This is a genomic window from Alteromonas algae (genome assembly GCF_049117195.1).
In the GTDB taxonomy this organism is placed as follows: domain Bacteria; phylum Pseudomonadota; class Gammaproteobacteria; order Enterobacterales; family Alteromonadaceae; genus Alteromonas.
The window spans coordinates 2,396,562-2,421,467 of sequence record NZ_CP185260.1; the positions used below are offsets into that span (position 1 = coordinate 2,396,562).

The 24,906-nt window shown below is 42.9% G+C and carries 16 protein-coding genes and 1 tRNA gene; 8 read left to right on the forward strand and 9 right to left on the reverse strand.

The window, feature by feature from the left end:
- Window positions 1-27 precede the first annotated feature (27 nt).
- Complete coding sequence (locus tag ACOJRU_RS10745) at window positions 28-486, reverse strand: DUF4136 domain-containing protein (RefSeq protein ID WP_421131744.1); 459 nt, start codon at window positions 484-486, stop codon at window positions 28-30.
- Between the two features lie 410 nt (window positions 487-896).
- Between ACOJRU_RS10745 and ACOJRU_RS10750 the strand changes: the two genes are divergently transcribed.
- Window positions 897-1,958, forward strand: a complete 1,062-nt coding sequence (locus tag ACOJRU_RS10750; protein WP_421131745.1) for an L-dopachrome tautomerase-related protein — start codon at window positions 897-899, stop codon at window positions 1,956-1,958.
- 229 nt (window positions 1,959-2,187) lie between these two features.
- Here the strand turns inward: ACOJRU_RS10750 and ACOJRU_RS10755 are convergent, their stop codons facing one another.
- Together ACOJRU_RS10755 and ACOJRU_RS10760 are read right to left on the reverse strand one after the other, a co-directional pair.
- Window positions 2,188-2,640, reverse strand: a complete 453-nt coding sequence (locus ACOJRU_RS10755; RefSeq protein WP_421131746.1) for an NfeD family protein — start codon at window positions 2,638-2,640, stop codon at window positions 2,188-2,190.
- A gap of 2 nt (window positions 2,641-2,642) precedes the next feature.
- Window positions 2,643-3,587 carry an SPFH domain-containing protein gene (locus tag ACOJRU_RS10760; RefSeq protein WP_421131747.1) on the reverse strand — a complete coding sequence of 315 codons (945 nt, stop codon included), beginning with the start codon at window positions 3,585-3,587 and terminating at the stop codon, window positions 2,643-2,645.
- 386 nt (window positions 3,588-3,973) lie between these two features.
- Here ACOJRU_RS10760 and ACOJRU_RS10765 point away from each other — a divergent pair, with 386 nt between their 5' ends.
- From ACOJRU_RS10765 to mobF, 6 genes are all read left to right on the forward strand, one after another.
- Window positions 3,974-5,221, forward strand: coding sequence for a tyrosine-type recombinase/integrase (locus ACOJRU_RS10765; protein WP_421131748.1), 1,248 nt, complete (start codon window positions 3,974-3,976; stop codon window positions 5,219-5,221).
- Between the two features lie 238 nt (window positions 5,222-5,459).
- The gene (locus tag ACOJRU_RS10770) at window positions 5,460-5,660 is read left to right on the forward strand and encodes a helix-turn-helix domain-containing protein (RefSeq protein WP_421131749.1); all 201 of its coding nucleotides are present in this window, start codon (window positions 5,460-5,462) and stop codon (window positions 5,658-5,660) included.
- A gap of 2 nt (window positions 5,661-5,662) precedes the next feature.
- Window positions 5,663-6,220: a hypothetical protein gene (locus ACOJRU_RS10775; RefSeq protein ID WP_421131750.1), complete on the forward strand. Its 558-nt coding sequence runs from the start codon at window positions 5,663-5,665 to the stop codon at window positions 6,218-6,220.
- 195 nt (window positions 6,221-6,415) lie between these two features.
- Complete coding sequence (locus tag ACOJRU_RS10780; protein WP_421131751.1) at window positions 6,416-6,697, forward strand: hypothetical protein; 282 nt, start codon at window positions 6,416-6,418, stop codon at window positions 6,695-6,697.
- Window positions 6,697-8,469, forward strand: coding sequence for a type IV secretion system DNA-binding domain-containing protein (locus ACOJRU_RS10785; RefSeq protein ID WP_421131752.1), 1,773 nt, complete (start codon window positions 6,697-6,699; stop codon window positions 8,467-8,469). The genes ACOJRU_RS10780 and ACOJRU_RS10785 overlap by 1 nt, the downstream gene beginning before the upstream one ends.
- Entirely contained in the window at window positions 8,466-11,033 is a 2,568-nt protein-coding gene (mobF, locus tag ACOJRU_RS10790; protein WP_421131753.1) for a MobF family relaxase, read from the forward strand. The genes ACOJRU_RS10785 and mobF overlap by 4 nt, the downstream gene beginning before the upstream one ends.
- Before the next feature lie 47 nt (window positions 11,034-11,080).
- Here the strand turns inward: mobF and ACOJRU_RS10795 are convergent, their stop codons facing one another.
- Complete coding sequence (locus tag ACOJRU_RS10795) at window positions 11,081-11,383, reverse strand: hypothetical protein (RefSeq protein ID WP_421131754.1); 303 nt, start codon at window positions 11,381-11,383, stop codon at window positions 11,081-11,083.
- On the reverse strand, window positions 11,383-18,372 hold the full coding sequence (locus ACOJRU_RS10800; RefSeq protein ID WP_421131755.1) for a SpvB/TcaC N-terminal domain-containing protein: 6,990 nt from the start codon (window positions 18,370-18,372) through the stop codon (window positions 11,383-11,385). Before ACOJRU_RS10800 ends, ACOJRU_RS10795 begins: the two co-directional genes overlap by 1 nt.
- A 508-nt stretch (window positions 18,373-18,880) precedes the next feature.
- Between ACOJRU_RS10800 and ACOJRU_RS10805 the strand changes: the two genes are divergently transcribed.
- Window positions 18,881-19,417: a hypothetical protein gene (locus ACOJRU_RS10805; protein WP_421131756.1), complete on the forward strand. Its 537-nt coding sequence runs from the start codon at window positions 18,881-18,883 to the stop codon at window positions 19,415-19,417.
- On the opposite strand, the gene ACOJRU_RS10810 is transcribed toward ACOJRU_RS10805, so the two are convergent.
- The 4 genes from ACOJRU_RS10810 to ACOJRU_RS10825 form a co-directional block, all read right to left on the reverse strand.
- Window positions 19,399-21,717 carry a DUF262 domain-containing protein gene (locus ACOJRU_RS10810; protein WP_421131757.1) on the reverse strand — a complete coding sequence of 773 codons (2,319 nt, stop codon included), beginning with the start codon at window positions 21,715-21,717 and terminating at the stop codon, window positions 19,399-19,401. The genes ACOJRU_RS10805 and ACOJRU_RS10810 overlap by 19 nt on opposite strands.
- Window positions 21,718-22,947, reverse strand: a complete 1,230-nt coding sequence (locus ACOJRU_RS10815; RefSeq protein ID WP_421131758.1) for a putative phage abortive infection protein — start codon at window positions 22,945-22,947, stop codon at window positions 21,718-21,720.
- A 287-nt stretch (window positions 22,948-23,234) separates the two neighbouring features.
- A tRNA-Pro gene (locus ACOJRU_RS10820) sits at window positions 23,235-23,311 on the reverse strand.
- Between the two features lie 149 nt (window positions 23,312-23,460).
- Window positions 23,461-24,894 (reverse strand): SLC13 family permease, encoded by a 1,434-nt coding sequence (locus ACOJRU_RS10825; RefSeq protein WP_421131759.1) that lies wholly within the window; start codon window positions 24,892-24,894, stop codon window positions 23,461-23,463.
- Window positions 24,895-24,906: the final 12 nt, after the last annotated feature.

Sequence of the window (24,906 nt, forward strand, 5' to 3'; positions counted from 1 at the left end):
GTGCAACCTCACCTTCTTTGATTCAACCTACCTATTAGATGGATATTGCTCAAGCAGCTTGATAACAAGTTCATCAAGTTTATTTTGCATACTAATACTATCGTTTGCTTCTAATTCAACTGCTCCCGACGCGCTATATATAAACGTACCGTCTTTTACCACATCAATTTGAAGCCCTTGATGTAGCGAAGTTTGTTCGCCAACTGGAATACTAAACACACTACCCAATGATATTCCCCCTGAGCGCCCGAACCTGCCGGTGCCAAGCCCTACATTCAACGTAGTGCCATCTTCTTTGGTAGCGGTTGTAGGTAAGTACCCTACTGTGACGTCGGCATTATCTTCTGAAGACGGTGTAAGGCCTTTATCAATCAACTGCTTACTGATAGCCGCAGACAAGTGACTGTCTAGCGTTGCATTTGTTGAATTTAATGGCGGCTGGATGTAGAAGGTTTTAATCTCAGCAAAGTTCTGCGGGTCGCGCATGTTCACCTGAGGCTTGCTACTACTGCAAGCTGTAAGTAAGACCATACTCACCACTAAAAACAGCACTAATTTTATACTCTTTGCGACTTGCATGACGCCCGATTTATATAGGTTCAAGGTAGTGCTTTGCATAAGCATCTCACTGTAAATTACTGTTAATTATAAAGACACCTAATTAGCAGCAAGGTTTAGTTATTATTATCTTAAACGAGAACGTGCCCTATTTCGGATCTAATTAGTCATAAAGTAACCTATTGCCGTCTGTTATTCGTCATTCGGTATAAATGAGTTATTGAAAGATGCTCCACATCAGTAGTTTGGTCGTATGCTTTGTAATGATCAGGTTTGTGGCAAGAACTGCCGCCTTGATAGAAACGGAATATAAACGACATTTTTAAGGGTAAAAGGACATGAATTCAAAGCTAATAAGGCAAGGTTTACTTGCGACCGCGGTTTCGGTACTACTCTCTGGCAACGTGGCAGCACACACTGCACCAAATGCTCACGTTGAATTGGTTGGTGAAATCAAAGGCACGCAAATAACTGGGGTTACTGTCAGTAATGATGGCCGTGTATTCGTAAATGCTCCGAATTGGCGTGATGGCGTGCGCTTTTCTGTGGCTCATGTTAACGATACCGGTGAGTTTATTGCTTATCCCAACAACCGAACTAATGAATGTGTGGCGCAAAGCGAAGTGCGAGAAGATTGTTTTTTAGCCGTGCAATCGGTGGTTGCACATAAGGATAAACTGTATGTATTGGATACACGTAACCCAAAGTTTAAAGGTGTAGTAGATGCCCCTCGTTTATTTGTTGTCGATTTAGCAACAAACAAAGTTGAAAGGTCGTTGATACTAAGCGACGACGCTTATCGCCCCGACTCATATATTAACGATTTACGAATAGACGAAAAATCTAACCGGATATACATGACCGACTCAGCTCATGCGGGTTTAGTAGTGTACAACCTTGATGACAATACCAGCTATCGCATTTTAGATAACCACGATACTACAAAAGCGGAAGTCGACACGTTAAGCATCCAAGGCAAGCCCTTCAAAATGACCGTTCAGTCTGACGGTATCGCACTAGATACGTTGAACGACACGTTATATTTTCATGCTTTGTCGGGCTATTCGTTGTATGCCATTAATACATCTGATATCCAGAAAACGTCAAATAATCTACTGGCTAAAAAAGTACGCAAAGTCGCCACTACAGGTGCGCCAGATGGCATGATTTATCATCAAGGTAACGTTTATTTAGCCAACCTAGAAAAACAAGAGGTACAGTACCTTACACCAAGCCTTGACCTTCGCACGTTGGTGAAAGGCGATGTCGTGAATTGGGCTGACACGTTTAGTATTCATCACGATTCACTCTACTATACCAATAGCAAGATACAAGATGCGGGGAGCGATGTAAGCGACATGACATTTGAAGTTTACAAAACCGCGCTGCCAACAAAATAAAGGTACACGAATGCGTGGCACTTCACTCGGGTTAGCACCAACAATTTTTGTAGAAGAGCGAGCGTACGTCGTTATCGGGTGGTGAAATGGTATTGTGTGAACCGCCCACGTTAACGCATGGCGCAAAGAGCGGTTACAAAGCGTGGTTCAGTGCCTGTCTCGCTTTAAACAAACAGACATAAAAAAAGCACCGCGTAGGTGCTTTTTATGGCTGAAATGTCATGCTTAATTATTCGACGGGTTTAACATGTAAAATACCCACTTCTACTTTGGACACCTCAACCGTTGTGCCTTTTTGTATGGGAACGGTTGATTTCACTGTCCACATCACACCTGAAAAGCGTGCAGCACCTGGCTCACTTGGTGTAACAGTAGCGTCTACATCGAATGTTGTACCTATCCAGTCAGATTTTACTTCTTTAGGCGCCCGGTCTTGCTGAAGCATTTTTAACGGTCGCCATACTATTAGGGTTAGCACTGCGTCAACAATAGCAATTACAACAAACGCCGACAGCAAAGACTCATCAATAATACCTATATACATCAACCCAGATGTTAGCATCATTGATATGCCTAACGTTAAAAGCAAAATAGTAGTAAAGCCCATTACCACTTCAAGAACGAGCAATACCAACCCCAAACCGAGAAGAAAATGAGGCAAGTTAGTTAACATATTATCCATGGCTAAGCCTTCTTACCAATAGTGTTCGCTATGGTCATCGCTTGCGCAACCACACTACCTATTTCTGTACTACTATCGGGCAGCAATACCACCGAAGACTCTTTCGCAATCTTTTCTTTAGCCAAAATAGCACTCTTCGCTAAATCGAGCTGCACCGCTTTTTGGCCCTCTTGTGTGGCGGCAGCTTTACCCACGGTCTCTATCGCCTCTGCGTCTGCTTTGGCAACACGAATAATAGCTTGCGCTTCGCCGTCTGCTTTTAATATTTGTTGTTCTCTATCTGCCTGGGCCGCTAACACGATAGCTTGCTTATCACCTTCTGCGCGGTTTATTGCAGCTTGGCGATCGCCCTCAGATTCAAGAATTTGCGCTCGTTTCAAACGCTCCGCCTTCATTTGTTGCTCCATTGCGTCTAGCACTGAGTTTGGCGGGTTAATATCTTTTAGTTCGTACCGTAACACTTGCACACCCCATGGCGCAGCCGCTTCATTTAGCGCCGACACAATGTTGGTATTTAGTAGGTCACGCTCTTCAAAGGTTTTATCTAATTCCATTTTACCCAATTCAGAACGCATTGTAGTTTGCGCTAGCTGAGTTACGGCAAAAACATAATCTTCAACACCATAGGTGGCTTTATAAGGGTCTACCACTTTGAAATACAGCACGCCGTCTACGCTTAACGTAATGTTGTCTTTCGTGATTGCAGATTGTTCTGGTACATCACCCGCCTGCTCTTTCAACGAGCGATCAGCAGAAACGGTATCAATAAAGGGAACAATAAAGTTCAAACCCGCTTCTAGGGTTGTATTGTATTTTCCGAACCGCTCAATAATGTACGCCCGGTTTTGAGGGACAAATTTAATAGACGATTTCAGGCCAATAACTATCAGCACGAGGAGAATAATTTGATACGAAAATACGTAATCGAGTAGTGTCTCTAATTCCATTTATGTACTCCTAAATGTTTATACAACAAAATTCTAAAATTGTTATATCACAAATTGAATATACCGATAGAAATTAAATTGTGAGGAAGCGTTGATTATTGGATGGTTAAGGCCGAGTAAGGGAGTATCAAGCAGAGAAGTTGGTCGGTGTGAGAGGATTTGAACCTCCGACCCCTGACACCCCATGACAACAACCAACATAAAAATCTCTACAGTTACTCTATAATGAACAGTTTTAAATAGAAATGTAAAACCATTAGATTCAGATAGTTACTACTTTTTTGATATACATGTTTATATAAGTTAAATCATATACCGTTATGACATTGTGTATTTCATTTGTGTTGGTATAGTGTTGGTAAAATAAAATTAAATAATAAGATTTAATGGCTCTTAAACTTAAAATAACAGACTCGACTTTCAAAGATTTACCAGATAGCGTTTCTAGGATAAACGACACTGAAATTAGTGGTTTCTTTGCTCGAGCAGGTAAACCTTCTTTTTCTGGGCGAAAGATTTCGTTTATTATTAGATATAGAGTGGGAGGCAGAAAGGGGATCCAGCGCGAATACAAAATATGCAACTATGGCGATATGCCTCTCAAAGACGTGAGAAAAATAGCGTTTCAATTAAGCGCCAAAATTGCGAGTGGCGAAGACATTGTCGCAACGAGAGAATCGGCAAGACGCAAGGCTATTGATAAACATCAAGAAGTAGAATTTAATATTGTACTTGATGAGTTCATCACTTACTGCAACTCCCACCGTAAAGATCCCGAACCTTTAAGGGTAGTAGAAAGAGATATTCGTCCTAAGGTCGGTAATGAGAAAATATCTCATATAGACAAACGCTTATTAGTGACAAAGGTTCTTGACCCGATCAAACAAAGAGGTTCATTCGTCCAAGCTAATAAAACCTTATCACTTTTAAAACAGGCACTTGAACATGCAGTTGACAGGGGTCTTCTTGTCGAAAATTGCTTGGCCGGTGTAAAACGCAAGAATATTGGAGGTTCAGAAGTACCAAGAGATCGACACCTTACAACGCAAGAACTAAAAACTATTTTCTTGAAGCTTCCACAATTAGGGCTTAGTAAGCAAGTAACGTATTGTCTCAAACTTATGCTTTTTACTGGTTGTAGAGTTAATGAGATATGCCAAGCAAAATGGTGTCATATTGACCTTGATAAAATGATTTGGACCATCCCGCCCGAAAATGTCAAAGCGAAAAAAGGGAAAGAAAAATGTCACACGATCCCGGTTACTGACGAACTTGCATCATTCCTAACAATCGTAAAGACAAGTTTTACGGAATTCAAAAGTGAATACATACTTCCTTCTGTCGGAACACTTGATTCAATTCCAGGTATAAAACCTTTGGACAAACGAAGTGTTGCAAGAGCCGTAAACAGAAAAACTGTTGATTTAGAGATAGAAAAATGGACACCTCACGATTTGAGGAGAACCGTCCAAACACATCTTGCTTCAATTGGTATTGATGCAATCGTAATTGAGAAAATTTTAAATCATGAGTTAACAGGGATGCTCAGGGTATATAATAAGTATGACTACTACAAAGAAAGAAGAAAAGCTCTAGAGCAATGGGGAAAGTTCTTACAAAAAAATGTTTTTTAGACTTTTTTAAGCGCGTTTAGGTAAAGTTAATTCAATAGAGGAATATCATTATGCATATACAATATACGATATGCAAAGTTGCTATGCATATTATATATCACATATGCAAAAAATGAAATAAATCAATTAAAATCAAAAACTTAAAATCACATCAGCACATTTTGATTTAAATGACGCTCTATGCATAAACTTAGCTCTGATTAAACAAATGAGAGCTAAAATAATGCTTAAGAGTCAAATGAACAACACCTTATTAACGACAGATGATGTCGCTAAAATTCTCAAAATAACCCGGGCAGGCGTGCTGAATAGATTAAGAAAGAGCTCAGATAACCCCCCTTCGATAAAAATCGGTAAACGCTGGTATTTTCCTGCAAGAGAATTTCAACAATGGCTTGATTCAAAGATGAATTTTGCCACGACTTCTCAGGAGCATTAATCATGCAACTTGAGTCATTTTTAGATATTCAAAAAGTACCATCGCATCTAGACGCAAAATACCGGTCACTTATTCATCTAACAGATTGGGAGGGAGCGGAAAAGATAACCTCTCAAAAGAGAATCTTCGGTGATTATTGCCCTTTTTCACCAAGCTCATCGCCTATTCACGCAAATTTCTTTGCTAAGTCCCGCGAGGATTTTGAGATACCTAGAAGAACGACTGTAGCGCTTCAGTTCAAATGGTTAGGCGAACAATACTTTTGCTATAAAAACTTACTCGGAGAATCGGTTAAAGGGCCTGAGTATGTTAATAAATTATTTCACCTTTGTTATCGACAAGAGGAGTTCCCTAGAGAAATAGAGAATGGTTATGCACAAAGCATACTTTACCCTAATTCAGACTTACTAAGGCTTGAAAAAGTCTTCTTCACCGCGTTTTCAGAGGCTTTCGTAAGCTCATCAAAAAGCATATTTAACCGTAATTATTCAAAGCGAAAACAGAAAGATATTGTGCGGCTTAGTGATAAATGTACGGGCTCAATCATTACTGTAGTTTGAAGACTTTAAAGTCAGACTTAAAGCGACATTGAGCACACAAACCCCACTCACCGTTGGTGGCCGCGCTGGCGCGGCGTCATCGCCCAAACCCTGCCGTATTTAAGGCTGCCAGAGTGATTTCGCCTTGTGCACCGCTGCCACGGTGCACAAAGCCTGAACCCCTTGAATTTATTCACGCAATCGGAGATTTCCCCTATGAATAAACAATTAAACAAAGCCGTGACGGCACGATTCTCTGGCGAGGATCACGCCCGTCTGCAAATTGAAGCAGAGCGCCGTGGTTGCACGGTGGCTGATGTCATTCGAAGCTCATGGACACATTACCAAGAGCAACAACAATTGCAACAGCTTTTACTCAAGCTCGAACAGCGTCAGCGCAAAGTCCAGTTTGAAATGCTGTGCACCACCTTGGACTTGGCTGATGCCGATCGCAAACAAGCCCTGACCCAGTTGCACGAGAAGGGAGTGAAATTCTAATGAGTACACAACCGACTTCGTATCGTCGTCAGGATTGGGCAAGCATCCTGTTCGTTGGCATCACTGTCTGGCTTGCTACTTTTGTTGGCCTGCTTATCTGGTCGTGGTCATGGCTAACGCCATGGCCAGCGTTAAGCGTCCATGTTGACTATTGGTTAGATGGCTTATCAGGGTTGGTCTTTGACCAGTCCCTAAACCCTTGGCTTGGCTACTGGAGCGCATTAGCCAAACAAGATTGGCAGTTGGCCTTTGCTCTGCACCTTAGCTTACCGGCACTGATTGCAAGCATTCCAGCTTTCTTTATGGCAAGGCGTTTTTACGTGACCGGTGGCAAAGACGGCTACCGTCATATCTCTGGTGCGCGTTTGCACCAAGGCCGCACGGCACTTAATCATGCTAAGCACATGGCCAAACGAGAAGCCAAGCAAGGTGCTAAGCAGGGTAAGAATACCAAAGGCTTAAAACTGCATCCCCAATTACAAATCAGTAAAACCCGTGAGTCGGGCAACATTCTTGTGGTGGGCAACCAAGGCACGGGCAAAACCGTGTTCATTGCCCCACTGATTGACCAAGTCATCGACCGGGACGAACGGGCATTCATTTATGATGAGAAGCGCGAGTTTACGGCCTTGTTTTACCAGCCTGAATCCACCGTACTGCTGGCTCCATGGGATGCTCGCGGCACCGCATGGGATATTCAACGTGATGCCCACAATGCGACACAGGCGCAGCTTATTGCCGAGCGGTTGATCCCTGAATCTCACGAGCCATTGTGGTCAAACGGGGCGCGAATGCTGTTTACCGGCATGATTGAGATATTGAACCATACCCAACCCCGCTGGGGTTGGTCAGAGCTGGCCGACATATTGAGCTGTGACGAAGCCGTGCTGCAAAGCCAGTTAAGCCAATATTACCCACGAGCCGCCCGGTTTATTGTCGAGGGCAGCAAAACCACCCAATCATTCTTTGCGCAGCTTGTTGGCTCTTTGGGCTGGATTTATACCCTAGCCGATGCATGGCCAAAAGCCTATGAAAATGGCTTTTGTGTGCGCGACTGGGTGAGTAATTCTGACACCGATAAGCCCGTCATTATCGTGCAGGCGGACAAAAGATATAAAGATATCGGGGCACCGTTGGCCAACACCTTAATTGCGCTGATGACCAGTCATATCTTGGCGCAGAGCAACAGCACCAAGCGCGAGCTGTGGCTGTTTATTGATGAGCTTGGCAACCTGCCCAAGAACCCAGCACTGGCTGAGTGGATGAGCCTTGGCCGCTCTAAGGGCTGTCGTATTTGCGGTGGGACTCAGTCGATATCCCAGCTCAAGCATATCTACGGCGAGCAGGAAGCCGACACGCTTTTGAACATGTTTACCCTGTTTGCCTCCATGCGGGTTGGTGCTGCCGGAGAGACCGCGACCTATACCGCCAAAGCCTTTGGCGAGCGTATCGTGGAGCGTCCTACCTCCAGTGCCGGCCAAGGCGATGGCACCACCCAAAACTGGCACCGGGAAACGTTGCCATTGGTCAGTGCCTCCAACCTTGTGCAGCTTCCGCAGCCCAATAAAAAAGGCGTGGTCGGGTATTTGCTGATACCGGGCTATAAGGCCGTGTATCGCCTTCGCTGGCCATACAGCAAGCTAAGTCCGGTCAGTGATGAACATTGTCCCGCAGATTGGCTGACAGCAAAGCCAACACCCGTTGACTCTGACGTGCCAGCAGACAAGCCCAGCCGCCGTGAGCAACTTAAAAAACGGAGGCAAGCCGCATGAACTCGATAGGTGCCATTAACGACATTCTGTATTACGAGAGTGATGATTACTACCAGAACGAAAAAGGTGAGCCACAGGGCAAAATGATAGGCCTTGCGGCAAAAGGACTGGGGATTAAGCGGGAGTTGGATACGACCGTGTACCGCCGTGTATTCAGTGGCTTTCACCCAGACGGCACACCCTTGTGTGAAAACGCCGGAGCCAACCACAGACCGGGCTGGGACTTAACCTTCTCTGTACCCAAAAGCGTATCCATGCTGTGGGCACGCGCCGATGAAGTAACCCGAAAGGCTATCCAACAGGCCCAGCAAAAGGCAGTGGAAGAAGCGTTTGCTTTTGTTGAGCAGCACGCCAGTTTTACTCGCAGAGGCAAAGGCGGTCACATTCAAGAGCGTGTCACTGGTCTCATTGGCGCGACCTTTGAGCACTCAACATCAAGAGCACAAGATCCCCAATTGCATACCCACTGTTTGATTGCCAATATCGCGCCACGCGCAGACGGTACATGGGGCACGCTGGAATCGAAACACTTTTTCTTATGGCAGATGGCATCAGGTGCCATCTACCGCAGTGCCTTGGCCAATGGTTTACGTGAGCTGGGTTTTGAAGTGGAAGCCGTGGAAGGTCATAAACACTTTGAAGTGAAAGGCGTTGACCAAGGTATTTGCCAGTTCTTTTCCAAGCGAGCTGAAGCCATTCGTGCACAGATGGAGGCCATGGGCGTACACAAGGCCGCCTCCAAAGTCGGTGATACCATTACCTTAAACTCTCGTGATTACAAGCAAACGGTGGACAGGCCAAAGCTCTTTGCCTCATGGCAAGCAGACATGGACAGGCTCGGCTTTACTCAAGCCGATATGGACAAGATACGAGAGCCAAATGTCATGCCCTTTCCAGAGCCGCTGCCACTGCAACATATCTTGGACAAGTTGATTGAATCCCAAGCGGTGTTCCGCTTGCAAGATATCTATGCGGCGGTAGGTGTGGAGGCTCAGTTTAATCATGTGAGCCGTTTAGACATCGAAGATACAGTGCGGGAGCTGCTTACGGATAACGACATGGTGAACCTTGGCAAAGACCTCAGTAATAACCAGATTTACACCACTAAAGCCATGCTGGCCATTGAGCAGGACTTGCTGAATCACGCCGATAACATGCATGCCAGTAACCATTACAAGCTGGACGAAGCCACTATTCAAAAGGCCATTAACCAACAAGGTCAACAGCAAGGCTTTGCGCTTTCCGATGAACAAGTCGAAGCGGTGTTTTCGGTGTGCCAATCGAGCCTTGATATTATCCAAGGCCGCGCTGGGGCGGGAAAATCCACCTCAATGCAGGCCATGCGCATAGCCTACCAATCACAAGGCTTTACTGTCAGAGGGGCAACGGTCGCACGACAAGCGGCGCAGCAACTTGAACAGGACACCGGCATTGAAAGCACCACACTAGCCAGCTTGTTAAACGAGCTAGGCAAAGGCAACAGTCAAGCTAAGTTCAAAGATACAGTGATATTGCTGGATGAAGCCGGTCAGCTTGCCACCCCGGATTTACTGCAACTGATGCAGGCCGCGCACACTGCTGGAGCCAAGCTCGTGTTAGTAGGTGAGCAACAGCAGATGGATGCGATAACCCATGGCGGCAGCTTACGCTACCTATCACAACGCCAAGGCTGTGCGCGAATTGACACCATCAGAAGGCAGCGAGAAGCGTGGGCACGAACGGCGGTCAATGACCTTAGAAGTGGCAATGCCAAAGCGGCGCTAGATAGCTTTCAAGGCAAAGGCTTGCTGCATATCGAACAGGACAGCCAAAGCGCCCGAGAGCAATTGGTGAAACACTGGCAAGCCTATACCGAGGCCAACCCGGACAAAGACACGATGATAATGGCGCAGCGTTGGAAAGACGTTAAACCCTTAAATGACTTGGTGCGCAAGGTGTATCAGGAGCAAGGCAAACTGGGCACAGAAAACATCCTGACCGAGTGTGTGGTGTCCAACCAAAGCCTGTACTTTGCGTTCTCAAAGGGTGAGCGCGTGCGCTTGACCAAGAACGATTATAAGCGCGATTTCACCAACGGCGAACAAGGCACCATTACCCAAGTGCTACAACAAGGGGATGATATCCGCTTTACCGTCAAGCTCGATTCTGGCCGCACAGTGAGCTTTTACCAGTCGGATTACTCCGATGAGCAAGGCAGGCTGCAATTGGTTCAGGCCTATGCTTGTACCGTCTACAGCAGCCAAGGCGCGACCGTCGATGGTGATACCTTTGTGTTGTATACCACCGCCATGGACAGAGCGGCGTCGTACGTGGCCGGAAGCCGCCACAAAGACCAATGCCATTGGTTCGTCAATGGCCAAGAGCTGGATGCGCAGTGCGGTATCAGTGACAATGGCGATAAGCCCGACATGACCACACGGCTTGATGTGCTCGCCCGAAACATGAAAGTAAATCGGCACAAAACCATGGCCATGGAATACTTGGATGAGCAGGCCGCACTGGCAGCCGAGCAAACCAAGGAACAACGAGCCGAAGCCAGCCAAGAGGCTGAACTGGCAGGCTAAGACAACAAAGCCCGCTGAAGCGGGCTTTGATTAGCTTTAGTTAAATTTTACACTTGGCTATTCATCAGAATATAAATAAAAGCCAGCAGCAGAAATATTTGAAAAAACGTTAATGCGGTGTACAAGCCAAACCTTTTCATTTTGAGTTTCTTCCAACAATACATGCACAACGGAAATGTGATCAGAGGTCCAAATATAAAGCTGTAGAAGACGATATCTTCCCAAACTCCAGTTAACGATAAAACCTGTACCACATCGTCAAGAAGGTAAATAAGACCTAAAGAAAACATTAACAAGGTAAACAACTCTAACAAGCCATTTAAGCTACGGTTATCTTGATTAGTTTTCATTATCGATTACCTCCTGTCGCCCACTCGAATGCTTGTGCATCTACTCGATCCCAAACCTGATGCTTAAACACCTCATTTGGCCGACCTAAAGGACCCGTACCCTCACCGTATGTGTGAATATAAACTCTATTTTTATCTTGAGTGACCCAGCGTCTAACAATCCCCGGATTTAATAGATGTCGGGGTAAGCCGCCTTCACTTGGAGGGAGAGTCACATTAATAACGGTTCCGCCATCTGCTGAAACTTCATGCCTCACATACCCTACAGGTAAAGCGAATCCAATTTGTTCATCTGATACGGGTTCCCCATTTGCTCCCGGAGCTGGATACCTTTGTAATCCATTTCTTACATTCTCTATTGTGCAGCCCGAAGTCGCTTTTGCACACGAGTTATCAAGATAATAATGATGGAAATCCTCATGAGTTTCGTCAAATGACGGTACGCCGTCATCATCTACCCCCGTAATCCCTTGGTCTTTATCAGGAGTTAAAACAGAACCATCTGTCTGCCTTTCAACTCTTCCATTTTGATTACCGCTGCCACCACTTTGTGCGACATTCCCCGGAGAACCAATTTCTGTTGTACTCATGCTGGCCAACGAACCGCCACTTGAGAAGGAGTAGTTTGTGGTTGAGCCGTTGGATTTACTAACAGAAATCGAATCGATCTTAATTACATCGCCGCTACCATCTCCAGCATCAACATAATTGTTTCCATCGGAGTCAGTATAAACTTGAGCGTCTGCGGAAACTTCAACGGTCTCTAATTCGGGATCATAGCCAGATGGATCTAAACCAGCCATAGGGTTATTCATAATATACGAATAAGGATTGATGCCCTGACTACCGCCTTCCATGTGGATTAGAGGGTCTACAGAGAGGAAACGACCTAAATTGTAGTCATAGACTCTGCCATTCATATGAATCAGCTCAACTTCGTCTAGGTGTTCGTGGTCAGTAAAGCCTCTGCGTGTTGCCATATCAACATCAAGCAGACTATTACCCAAACGCGCCGACATACCGAAAGACTGCATTAGGCTACCATCGCCCATGCGCGGTTTACCAAATGGGTCGAAGAAACGGTAGGCAGTAACGTTGTTATTATCGTCCGTAAACGTTGTAGCGCTGCCTAGTCTATCGCGATGAGTAAAACGAACACGTTTTCGCCCAGTTTCTTCTATTACAATAGCGACGTCGCTGATGTAACTTGTTTCTTTGGTTTTAGAGCCTTCTTTTTCTACTTCAAACACGCCGTCAACGTAGTGAGTAATAATTGTTTTGCCTTCTACTACTCTAATCTGCTTGTAACGAGACCAGTCAGCATCGTAGAAAAGAGTCACCTCAGAGCCAAGACGATTAATACTGGTTGGCTTATTAAGTACGTTATATGCAAGCTCGGTAATGTTATTTCGTTTAGTCAGGTTACCTTTATTATCATAACCAAAACTTACACTACCTCCTCCTTTTAGTGCTATTGAAGAAACTTTGTTTGAGTTCGCAAAATACGAATAGGCGTTATTATTATTCGTCGAGTAATCAGTTTTCTTTTTGAGGTTTCCTACCGCATCGTAACCATAGTCTATGTGAGTAGTTGCTGTTCCAACTGAAATTGAAGAACGTGTAAGACGCTGCAAATTATCATAATAATAAGTGTCTCGTTGAGGTGTGCTCATCGCACGATTCGCTTGGCTACGTAAATTTCCGTAACTATCGTAGTTATCATAATCCAAATAATGGACAGTATTGCCGGCTGCTTTAACCAAACTCATCAACATTTGGCCAGTTCGTCCGCTATACAAATATTCGCCTTGCTGCTTATTATCAGCTATTTGCGCTTTCTTAATATTGCCAAAGCTATCTCGTTCGGTGACCGTTCTATACACATAACCACTTGAGGCGTTTTTCTCGGTAGTTAAATACCCTCGGCTGTTATAAGACAGAGCAACTTGCAGGTTGTTAGGGTATGCTATCGCCTTAACAAACCCATGCGTTCCATTGTAGGCAGTTTTCGTTGAGTAAGCTGTGCCATCAATAGTGGTCTTAACTTCAATATTACGTGCAAAACTGTCGTAATAGTATTCTTTAGCAGCCCCTAAAACAGAAGATTTACTTAGCTTTCCACGCTTCCTAGTGTCCCATGTAAAAGTTGCTGTTCCATTAGTAGAATAGCGGCTTTTCACTCTACCAAGTAAATCGTAGTCAAACCTTTGGTATCCACCGTTTGCATCAGTTTCATGCGCTAACTCACCAAAAGCATTATAACTAAATGTCGTTGTGCCTTGGTTAGGGTCAGAGACCCACAGTTTTCTTCCAAGGTCGTCGTAATGTGCAACAATTTTATTGTTTGCAGCATCTTCGATAACAACAGGGTTCCCCATGGCGTCATAACCATAACGAGTGCGCCCTGAGTTTGCGTCTATCGTTTCCATCAGCAAGCCAGAACTGTCGTATTTACGGCTCATAAATAGATTGGGGCCATCGCTTGCAGAGGTTTCTATTTCTGTGTTAAGTCCAGAATAAGTATACGTTGTAGAATAGTCCTCTAGACTGTCGACTGCTGGCACTGTTTTCCCAGTAAGTCTACCTAACACGTCATAACCCGTGTAATTGGTATACACTGGCGTACCATAGTGCGGAACTGATTCGTGTGTTAATTGCCCTAGTGCATTAAATCGTTTATCCGTGTAGATCCACTGACCGTTGGTGAAACCTTCAATTGCAGTTCTTAATGCATTCCCATTTTCATCAAAATACTGCTTACTTCTTGGCGCACCTGCTTGCGCGGTAGAGACCATGAAAAGCACATTGTTAGAGCCTTTAGTGCTATCAGGCGTTGCATAGGTAAGGGTTTGCTTGGCAACGCCTTGCGAAGTAATTTCAATCGGTCTAAAGAAGCTGTCGTACTTTGTCGACGTTGTTACGCCATTAGCATCAACGGCCTTAGTCACGCCCCCGAAATAAGGGCTTGTATACATATAAGAGCGATGGTCATAATTTCCGTTCTCAAGGATAACGCTGAATGGGAAATATCCTGCTGCACTTGCTGCCGAACCATTGTCGCTGTATGTGGTGCTAACCTTTCGGGTCTCTACGCGTTTACTACCACTACCGCCAGTTTTTACTACCCCCTTTTTAAGCTCTTGAGTGGGTAAACCATACAAATTGAAACTGTTTATTGTCACATTGCATGGTTTTGTTTGAGATAAGCTCAAGCACTGACTTTCGGTAAGCGGTGACGTCCCACCACTTACTATTAACTTCTTGGGCTTACGATGAATTTCATCCCATTGCTCAATGTTAGTAGTAGAGGAACGCGTAAAAGTGTTGGTTCTGTATCGTAGCACTGACGTGTTACGTGCATTTAGTCCCTTCACTGTAGTTGAAGATTTCAACCTGTGCGGCCAATCAATTGTCGCATCATAAATCGCTGTCTTCGTCGAAATGACTTCACTAAAGTAGTCTAGTTTTCTTGTTGTACTCGTTAGAATATTACCCCAACGGTCAACGCCTGACTGTTCAACCTCGGTGACTGTTGACGATAACTCGCTATAAAGTGAATTAATGTCGTAAGTCTTAGTTTCTTGTTTTGCTTTGTGCAGCTTGTATGTATTCACGCCATTGTATGCTGCTGTTTCCACCCATTCATTGGTTGTAATTGAAAACGGCTTACTTTTCCCTACTTGAGTTTTGCTGGTGGTAGATATTAAACCAACCATTGGAAACATTTGCTCAAACGTCGTTTCAGCTAAAATGGCGGCGGTTGTGTCTTCGAGGGTGATTTCCCTAAAGCCCATAAACCCTCGGCCTTTCGTATTAAAAACGGCGCCGTTGTAGCGGTATAAATGCTTGTTTTGCCCACCGACACCATTATCGATTTTGAATTCTGCAACCGCATACATGCTAGAGGCGAAATGCAGATACTCTCCTTCACCCCCTTGTAGTTGTTCTGTGTAATCAAAGTCAGTTGAATAATATGGTTCACTCTGTGACGCGCTGTATTCACCCGTTGTCAAAGGACGATATATCCAAGACGCAGAAATACCTTTAGGCGCTACAACAGATTCGATTAAATCATGAGGTAAATATTTTTCACTGCCACGAGCCGCGCCCTTGTTACGGCTGAAGTATGCGCCATATTTGCCGAAATATGGCTGCATTGCGGTACCACTGCCATTAGTTCTGAATGTATTTGAACTAAACGAGTTTGTGTGCAGTGATACTAAATCAAGTAACCCTTTACCATGGCTATCAATAAAGGCTGATTGATATGCATGGCCAACATAGTTTGTCTCTTTTTTAGTTAGTGAAATGTTGCCACTAGTGTCTTGGCTGAAATGAAAGGCGTTCCACTTATAGATACTGTCATCTCGCTCACTAGCATCAATTTGCGCTACGGTGTCGCTACTCGTGCGATAAGCCCCATAAATGTCATCACCACATACGGTGCGAACACCAGCATTATGGTCTGTGACTTGGGTACAGCTCTCAACTAATCGTTGACCAGGCTCAAGTATTTCAGATATTCCGTCGCTATCGATATCCGCGATTTTCAGGGCGTTTCCATACATAGCAGATGTGTATTCTGCATCGCCGCCTGAAGCAAACCTAATAAATGAATATTTGGTTCTAAAATTATCGCCGCTCACTATTTGCTCAGCGCCGAAAACTCTATTTCCTTTATTTATTTTTGCGACAAGTATGCCTGAGGTGTTGCTATTTGGGTTCTCTCGCCAACCAATCCAATCAGTTAATCCATCACCATTTATGTCTGTGAAGAAAGTAAAGAAGGTAGATGATGCCCATGTAGAGCCGCTACCGATGTATGAGAACGGTAACTGAGTATAGCTTACGCCACTTCCCGAATTGAATAGGAACGTTTTAGGTTTTGGTTGAGGGTAGTTAATACTATATTTACCGTCGGAGCCAAATTCTGAAACCAACAAATCAAGCGTATTGTCTCCATCTATATCGCCCATAAATTGCACTGAAGTGAGCGGTCTTATCTCAGAAGGAAGTGAAACTCTTACACTTCCAACAGATTGAAACGTATAAACAAGCTGAGGCGACGTTGAATAAGGCGAGGAAACATTTCCTGTATGACGATACAGCCATAATTTTGGGTTGTCGTAGTTTTCAAATCTATACACCATCAAATCTGGCCAACTATCGCCATTATAGTCACCAACATGCATGATGTGGTCATCTTGGAAATTGGTATAGTAGGTCCCTTTTTTATTCAGTCTGATACCTGTTGAAAACCACGGGTTACTGCCATTTATCGACGAATATTTTAACTGAAGTGTCCCATTGTAGTTGCGCCAATCATCAGTTAAACCATCTTTGTTAAAGTCACCTTCAGCACACACTACTACGCGCTTGTAGATATTCATGTGGCAAGGATCGACGGTCTTTGACGTTGTACCTGTCAGTTCACCTTCAGCGTTTACAAAATAGCCTTTCCAATCTCTTACACCATCACCGTTGATATCGCCACGAGGCACGATATTTTCTATTTTCTTTTCACCAGCATACATAGTGCTGTTGTTTATGCTGAATCGCTCGAAAGATATCGACGGTGTATCGTCACTCCAATTGAATGTTGTTTTCTCTTTGCAACGCGTACCGTTTGTATATCCGCACTCTTGAACAGTAGAAAGCAGGCTTCTCCCTGAAGTCCGACTTGAGACATAACTAAGGTCGTATCGTTTTACCCTTGTGCTTCCGTAGAACGTGTCGATGTAATTAAGCCTTTTTGTAGACTCAGAATACGTTCCCCATTTGTACGAGCGACGAGGTTTATTTTTGTTCTCGTAAGTAAAAACAACTTTTCTATTACCGTCTGTCGACCCATTCCCAGTATATAGAATGCTAGAAAGTAGCTTCTCACCCGCACCGAAGCTGGTGTATTTGTAGGAGATGTGGTTTTTACCGCTTACGTCATAGGTAGACGATAAAAGCCATGACATGTTTTTAGACGTTCCGCTGGGAGAAACGCGAGAATCAGACGTGTTGCCGTAGTATGACTTACTGCCGTCAGGTCTAATTACTTCGTAATAGGTTGATGAATAATCCGTATTCCCCACTCGCTGATAAACACGCGTGAAATCATCAATTTCAAATCTGTACTCTGTATTGGCTGCACCATAAGCACCAGAAAAAGCAATTAACCGTTTGCCGCTTAAGCACAGCTTGTCATTGCTATAATTAAATTTAACTGCACCCATAAAACCATCTTGTGCCAATGTAGCTTCACATCGTGAAATAGAGCCGCTTGCATTCAGTGACCAACCAACACCGGCAATGCCTACACCGGCACGGCTACTGTAATTTAAGCTCACAGAAGGTGCCATGCCTGCTCTTCCGGGGACTACGTCGATCGGTATGTTGTAACTTCCAGCGCCTCCGCTCACGCTAGGAGAGCCGCTTGTTTGTCCGTAGAAGTTAGTCGGCGTAATAGTAGGCGCACTAAAAACTTGATCGTTTACTGCACCACCGCCAGCTAGCCAATCGTCACCGCTGCTTCCGCTTGATGTAATTGATAACGTTTTTACAGGACTATATCCACTACAACCTGATGAATTACATACTCGATACTTATAATATGCCGCGCCAGCAGCAGAGAGTTGACGGTTTACAGTATACGTTTCATATGCGTTGATATATGCAATGGACGAGTAGCTCGAATTGTTCCTACTTTCCACAACATCATAAAACGTTGGGTTATTGACATCATGTAGCATGAACTGCGGCATGGATATCGTGAACAGTGTATTGACTGGATAGCTATTTTGGGAAGTAACTGGTGGAGAAGTCGGAGCACAAGGCGTGTTTGAATCACTGGAGAAAGAGCTTGTCGAGAACGTTGTCGAGCCGCCGCAAGAACCTCCAGGAAGAGATACTATTTGCGCAAAACTGTTATTGGATACAGCTAATAACAGTAATAAAACTGCAGTCCACAGGCATGCTTTATTTGCAATATCCTTATGCATCGAATACTTCCCTTTCTCTATTAATCAATAGCTTAAAATTTAATTATCCGACGACAATAATCCTAAAATCGCTTGTTTGTCAAATTTATAGCAACGCAAAGTTGTAAACAGGTGTCACAGAAATTTGTGCACTTCTATGGATTATAAAAAGCTGAATAGACAAGACTTTTCCAGGCACTTAGCGGCTTAACACGTTAGACGGTCAATGACTTACGCTCAGGCAATGCCAAAGCGGCGCTAGGTACGTTTCAAGACAAAGGGATGCTGCATATCGACCAGGACAGCCAATTTGCCCGTGAGCAGTTGGTGAAACACTGGCAAGCTTACAGAGGTAAATCCCGACAAGGATACAATAATAATCGCGCAACGTTGGAAGGACGTTAAACCTTTAAATGACATGGTGCGCACCGTCTATCAAGCGCAAGGCTAACTGGGCACAGAGAACATTTTAACCGAATGTGTGGTATCCAATCAGAGCCTGTATTTTGCATTCTCAAAGGGTGATCGGGTGCGCTTTACCAAGAACGACTATAAGCGCGATTTCACCAACGGCGAACAAGATACAATCACCCAAATACTGCAACAAAGGGATGATATTCGCTTTACCGTCAAACTCGATTCAGGCCGTTCCGTTAGCTTTTATCAATCGGATTATTCCGATAAACAAGGCAGGCTGCAACTGGTACAAGCCTATGCTTGTACAGTATACAGCAGCCAAGGTGCCACGATAGACGGCGACACCTTAGTGCTGTATACGACAGCGATGGACAGAGCGGCAAGCTATGTTGCAGGAAGCCGTCATAGAGAAAACTGCCATTGGTTTATCAACGCTCAGGAACTGGATGCCCAACCCAACATTACCGAGAAAGATAAACCACCCGATATGACAACACGACTAAAAAAACTCGCTCATAGCATGAGCATAGATAAACACAAGACCATGGCCATTGAATACCTTATTGGTCAAGAAAAAGGGCGCGAAAAATTCAATCAAGCGCACAATTGCCATGTGACAAGCTCATCTGACTATGAATATCTCTTTTGAGTCAACTCAACATTACTTAAAAACTTCCTTCTATATTCTTCATCGATAATGTGGTCTTCAGGATTAAGACGTTCGCGCAACAACTCTCGAAGGTCCTCTATCGTACGCTCTTTATTTTCTAAGATTTTTTCGCGCGAAGAATCAGCGAGAATCAGCCAAATTACATAAAAGTCTTGTAAAGTTCGCCTAAAACTTTTGGTATTTTTAATATTTAAAAACTCGTTAAAAGATTCTTTAGTAACCGCCCCACCAAACAACTCATTCAAGAGACAAATCGAATCGTTAGTTTTTCTAATTGCTTTTACAAAATCCTGCTTTTCTAGAGCAGTGTTATCAAGGTTAAAAAGGAAATCACTAAAGCCTTTCTTATCTTTGACTCGACAAGTAATGGTTTCTTGTCTTGGAAAGAAACCAATCACCTCTTTTGGATCGCCTTTGTAATGCATATAAGCAAGTGTAATTATCATTTCTTCATTTAGCATCCTGTCAGGTTTACCCTCTTTTATCTCTCTAAAGAAAAACCATGAGGAATTTTCACCGTTACTTATCGATTTAACTCCTTGGATGACGTCCGGCGCGACGATAGAGTTCCACATTTCAAATGAATTTGGCTTTATAGGATAAGGCTTATAATTTAGCCTTATGAATAAGTCAATAGGGTCAAAGTTACTGTTTTGCAATTCATCGATTACTATTATATCGATTACAAAATCTAATATTTTATCTTGTAGATGCTCATCTAAATCTGTATACCTTTTCCCTTCCAAATCGTTTAAAACTTTTAAACCTTTAAGTTTGAAATTATTATTTTTTGAGTAAGATTCCTTTCCATTTTCATCTCGATAATGGCTTCCTAAAAAACCTATTATAGAAAGAAGACGTTGTTGACCATCAACTACCTCCTTTACACCATTCGTACGCTTAAAAACAAAAATTGGAGGTAAGTTAATACCAAGTAGAATACTTTCTATTATCGATGAAGCTTTTAAATGGTTTATCTTTTCTTGTCGTTGATAAGACGGTCTTAATAAATAATTATGAGACTTAATATCTTCCCGTATTTCATCTATATCAATCGAAGTAGGGTTCGGCTTATGCTGTCTAAGATTCGACAAATCCTCTAATGACTTCGCTGTTTCTTCAGCTGTCTGTTTTTTCTTTTTCAGCTCAGAAGAAAAAGATGCAGACCGGATATACACTCTAAAATCAATCGGAACTTGATTTAGGAAAAACTGCGCAGTTGCTTCATGTCGAGATATTGTATTCCCATAGTAATGGGCATTTTCCATTGAGTAGGAATTAATATTTTTATCCAAATATTTCGAGAATGCACTTGTATCAAGCTCATAATCAATATCCTCACGGTAAAGGATCGACATTGCCCACAGTATTGTTTCAAAAACTAACTTATTCCCTCTAAATTTAGCAAGTTCTTCCGACTGGTGAGCTTTGAGAACACGTGAAATTACTTGTTCGAATTCTTTGAACTCTTCCTCAACATTCTCAGAACTATTGTTAGCAAAGTCATAAAGTATATCGATAATGGATGTTCGCTCGCTAGAGCCAGCATACTTTGCTATCGGAAACTGATATAAAATTCGATACTTTCTTATGGTATCAAGGTTTTGAGAAATAGTGTCGGCTTTGTTGTTTTTTTCTAAATCAATTTTTGGAAAAAAGCATTCGTTGAAGTTTCGATAAAAATTTTCATCACAATTCATCTTATTTTTGAAAAGATCCGAGAACTCATCAGTATCATATTTCGCATTATCGAGTTCATCTCGTGACAAAGGTGTGATACCGGTATTATACCTTCTAAATATTTCTTTTTTTACTTGATCGATTATCTCCTCGTTTAAGTTTGGATAATTGATTACTTCAAATTCGAACACTCGAATATTCGAGTCAAGAAATGTTCTTTGATACAAGTCAGGTAATTTATTAAACGAAACTCGCGATAGATCTACTAATTCAGTAAGACCTTTGCTCGTAAGACTAAAATCATTTTCCTTAAATTTTTTTAAAGTCTCAAAACGCTGTCTACCGTCAATTACTTCAATAGTCGCTCCAGCCTTAAAAAAAATCAGAGGAGGAACTTCAGTTCCTAATATTACACTCTCTATGAAAAAAGACTGTTTTTGGTTATCCCAAACATAATTTCTCTGATAGTATGGAGAATAATTTATTCTCCTCAAATTTCTATCGCTAAGAATAGTTTTTACGGACAAACTTCTCGACGTTATTTTCAGAGAATTTTGAAAAACGTCTCTAAATTGATCAGCTTTTGTAGTATTTTCCATTTAAAAATCATCCTCATTTAATATGATCAATTCCTTTGTTTTTATCGATAAACAAAAAGCTTTTTTATCATCAAATTCTGTCTTTGACTTTTCAATAAAAATATCTTTTTCCAGCAAATATGTCTGCAAAACAAGTAGCTCATAAGCCAATTGAAGCAAAAAATTATTAAATTGTTCATCTGTCAAATAAATTTCACAATTTTCTATGTTTTTTTCCGTATAAACCTTTATGTTAATCTCATCATCAAAATAAATACCAAGAATTAGATTTAAATCACTAAACTCTTCTTCAATTTTCACATCATCATTATTTACATCATAGAATTTCGGAATGTTCTTTCGTAAAAATTTACTTAAAGTTTCGACAAAAACAGCTAAAGTTCTTTTTTCAGATAAACGTTGGTAATCACAAATACTCGGCAAGCTAAGCACAGGTATGTGCTTAAGCAAGTTATATTTCAAAATAAAATACTGAGTCTTTTTTCCTAAAAATGTGTAAGAATTATAAGACAAAACTATTAGCTCATAATCTGAGAGTTGAGCCCGTAATACCTTTGCATAGTTAAACTTTTCTTTGTCTGTGAGGTTTGTTGCGCTATCTATGATAGATAATAGTCTATATAGAGCTCTAAAATAACTTGATAATACTTCTCTTTTGTCATCATAAATCTGGTTAAAAGAAGAAATAAGATTCTTTCTCTGCTCGATAGGGTTTTCGATTGATGTATCGTGCTTAGCGGATATTTCTCCGACTATTTCCTTAAAAAAGTCTGGTGAAATACTATTCAAGTGGTTCTTGATATTAAGATAAACGTTCAATAACGAATAAAAGCTTGAGTCAAATTGTTGTATTTTCGCAGTCTTACTCTGCTCCTCATACACTCTCCTACTCAACCGCTGCTCTTCTCTGCTTAACTTAAATTCTTCGATCTGTTGCTCTAAAGCCTCTACTTGTAATCGAAGGGCTTCTCTATTATTGGAAAAATCATCTCTTTGCTCTGTTAAAGCCTTGTAGAACAAAAATACGCCTGCAAGTGCCCAAAGAGATCCCATCAAGCCTCCAACGAAATCTCCCAAATGACCAAATTTTTCTGAGTTGATTCGTTCACCAACATCAAAATTTAAATCATTCCATAAAAACATTGGAAACGAAGAAAAGAGAAGCAGCAGACCAAACACGATCAGAGATGCAATCAGCTTTTCACTTTTAAGAAAATGTAACAATTTCACCAATTTAAATTCCCTATCTACTTGGCATTTTAACTTTACCTATCTTGTCTCATTTACGCTTTATATTCAAAACGTTTTCTCGCACGCTTTACAAAATAGGGCGGTTTGAAATTGCCAAACAAGAGAGCAATAAGGTATTTGGAATAGAACACTTTAGTTCCTATTTCGCAGACGACCATATTATTTCATATGTGTTGAATTGGTGTTGGGAAGAAGCTTTTATCTACTGTGACGTGTGGTACGTCACAAGCGGGGGACAGTTAACATACTGATTTAAAAATATAAGTTGGTCGGTGTGAGAGGATTTGAACCTCCGACCCCTGACACCCCATGACAGTGCGCTACCAAGCTGCGCCACACACCGACCGAAAGAGCCAACGAGTTTACTCAAATTTATCCACATTGCAACGGATATTACGTAAAAGCAGCGTTAAGCGATTAATTGATAACCAGTTTACGCTTAACCTTGCTGCTCACTGCCCTACTTTCCCATTGTTTCTTGCACAGTAATGACTATGTAAGTGTGGCGTAGCACACTATCGTTACCACGCATGCCACGATAATGTTCAATGCAATACCTTCTCTCGCCATGGTTTTAATGTCGAACTTATCGGTTGAATATGCGATAGCATTCGGGGCAGTAGCCACAGGAAGCATGAACGCGCAGCTGGCGCTAATGGCCGCTGGGATCATCAGTAATTTAGGGTCTACGCCTACCGCTAGCGCTGCCGCGGCTAATATGGGCATAAGCAATGTTGCCGTGGCGGTATTACTGGTTATTTCAGTAAGAAACGTTACAAATAAACAAATGCATAATACCAACAGCAATATAGGCAATGCTGAGAGGCCTGTCAGCCAGGTTCCCATTAACACACTAAGGCCAGACGCCATAAACGCTTTGGCAATACAAATGCCACCAGCGAATAATAGCAACATCCCCCAAGGGATATCGTTTGCGGTTTTCCAATCGAGAAGCTTGTCGTTATTGCCTTTTTTGTCGGTAACGCCCTTGTCGTTCCCGCTGTCAACCAAGAACATGGCCACTACACCCGCTACCGCAATGGTGCTGTCACTTATGGTGGTAACGCCAATCCATGTTGTCCAAAATGGTCTGAATATCCATGCCATTGCAACCGTGCCAAAAATAGCCAATACGCGCTTCTCGGCATCTGTCCATGCCCCCGGCGCTGGCAAATCAATATCGCCAACCTTGTCTATCCCCCTGGCTAACCACAGCGCCATTATCGGAATCGCCACGATAACAATAGGTACACCCGTTTTCATCCATTCAATGAAGCTGTATTCAACCCCTTGGGTTTCTTCATAAACACTCATAAAAATAATATTTGGCGGTGTACCAATGGGTGTACCTACCCCACCTAAACTGGCGGCATAGGCAATGCCTAAAATAAGGGCTACGCCAAAACGCGGGTTGTCTAGCGCATTTATAATGGCAATAGCCATAGGTAACATCATCAGTATGGTAGCGGTATTGCTTATCCACATGCTAAGCACGGCGGTGGTTAGCATAAAGCCTAAAATAACTTTCAGTGGGCTACCCGAGCCCGTTACCCTCAGCATATAAATAGCAAAACGCTTATGTAAATTCGCGCGTTCAAGCGCCTTCGACAACATGAATGCCGCCATCAGTAAAACAATAACATGACTACCTAAAGAGGAAGCTGCTTCACTATGTGACAGCACACCGAACATTGGAAATAACGCAAAAGGGATAATAGACGTAGCGGGAATGGGTAAGGCTTCTGTTACCCATAAGGTGGCGACAAACAGCGTAATTGCAGCGGTATAGGCAATGTCATCAGGCTGTCCAAGCCAAAACAGCCCAAGCGCGGTTAACACAGAGGCAATAAACGCCCCCGCGATAATGCTATTTTTCTTAACTGGCGTATTGCTTTTGGGCGCAGGGCTGTTTGGAGTAATTGGCATGGATGACCTTAG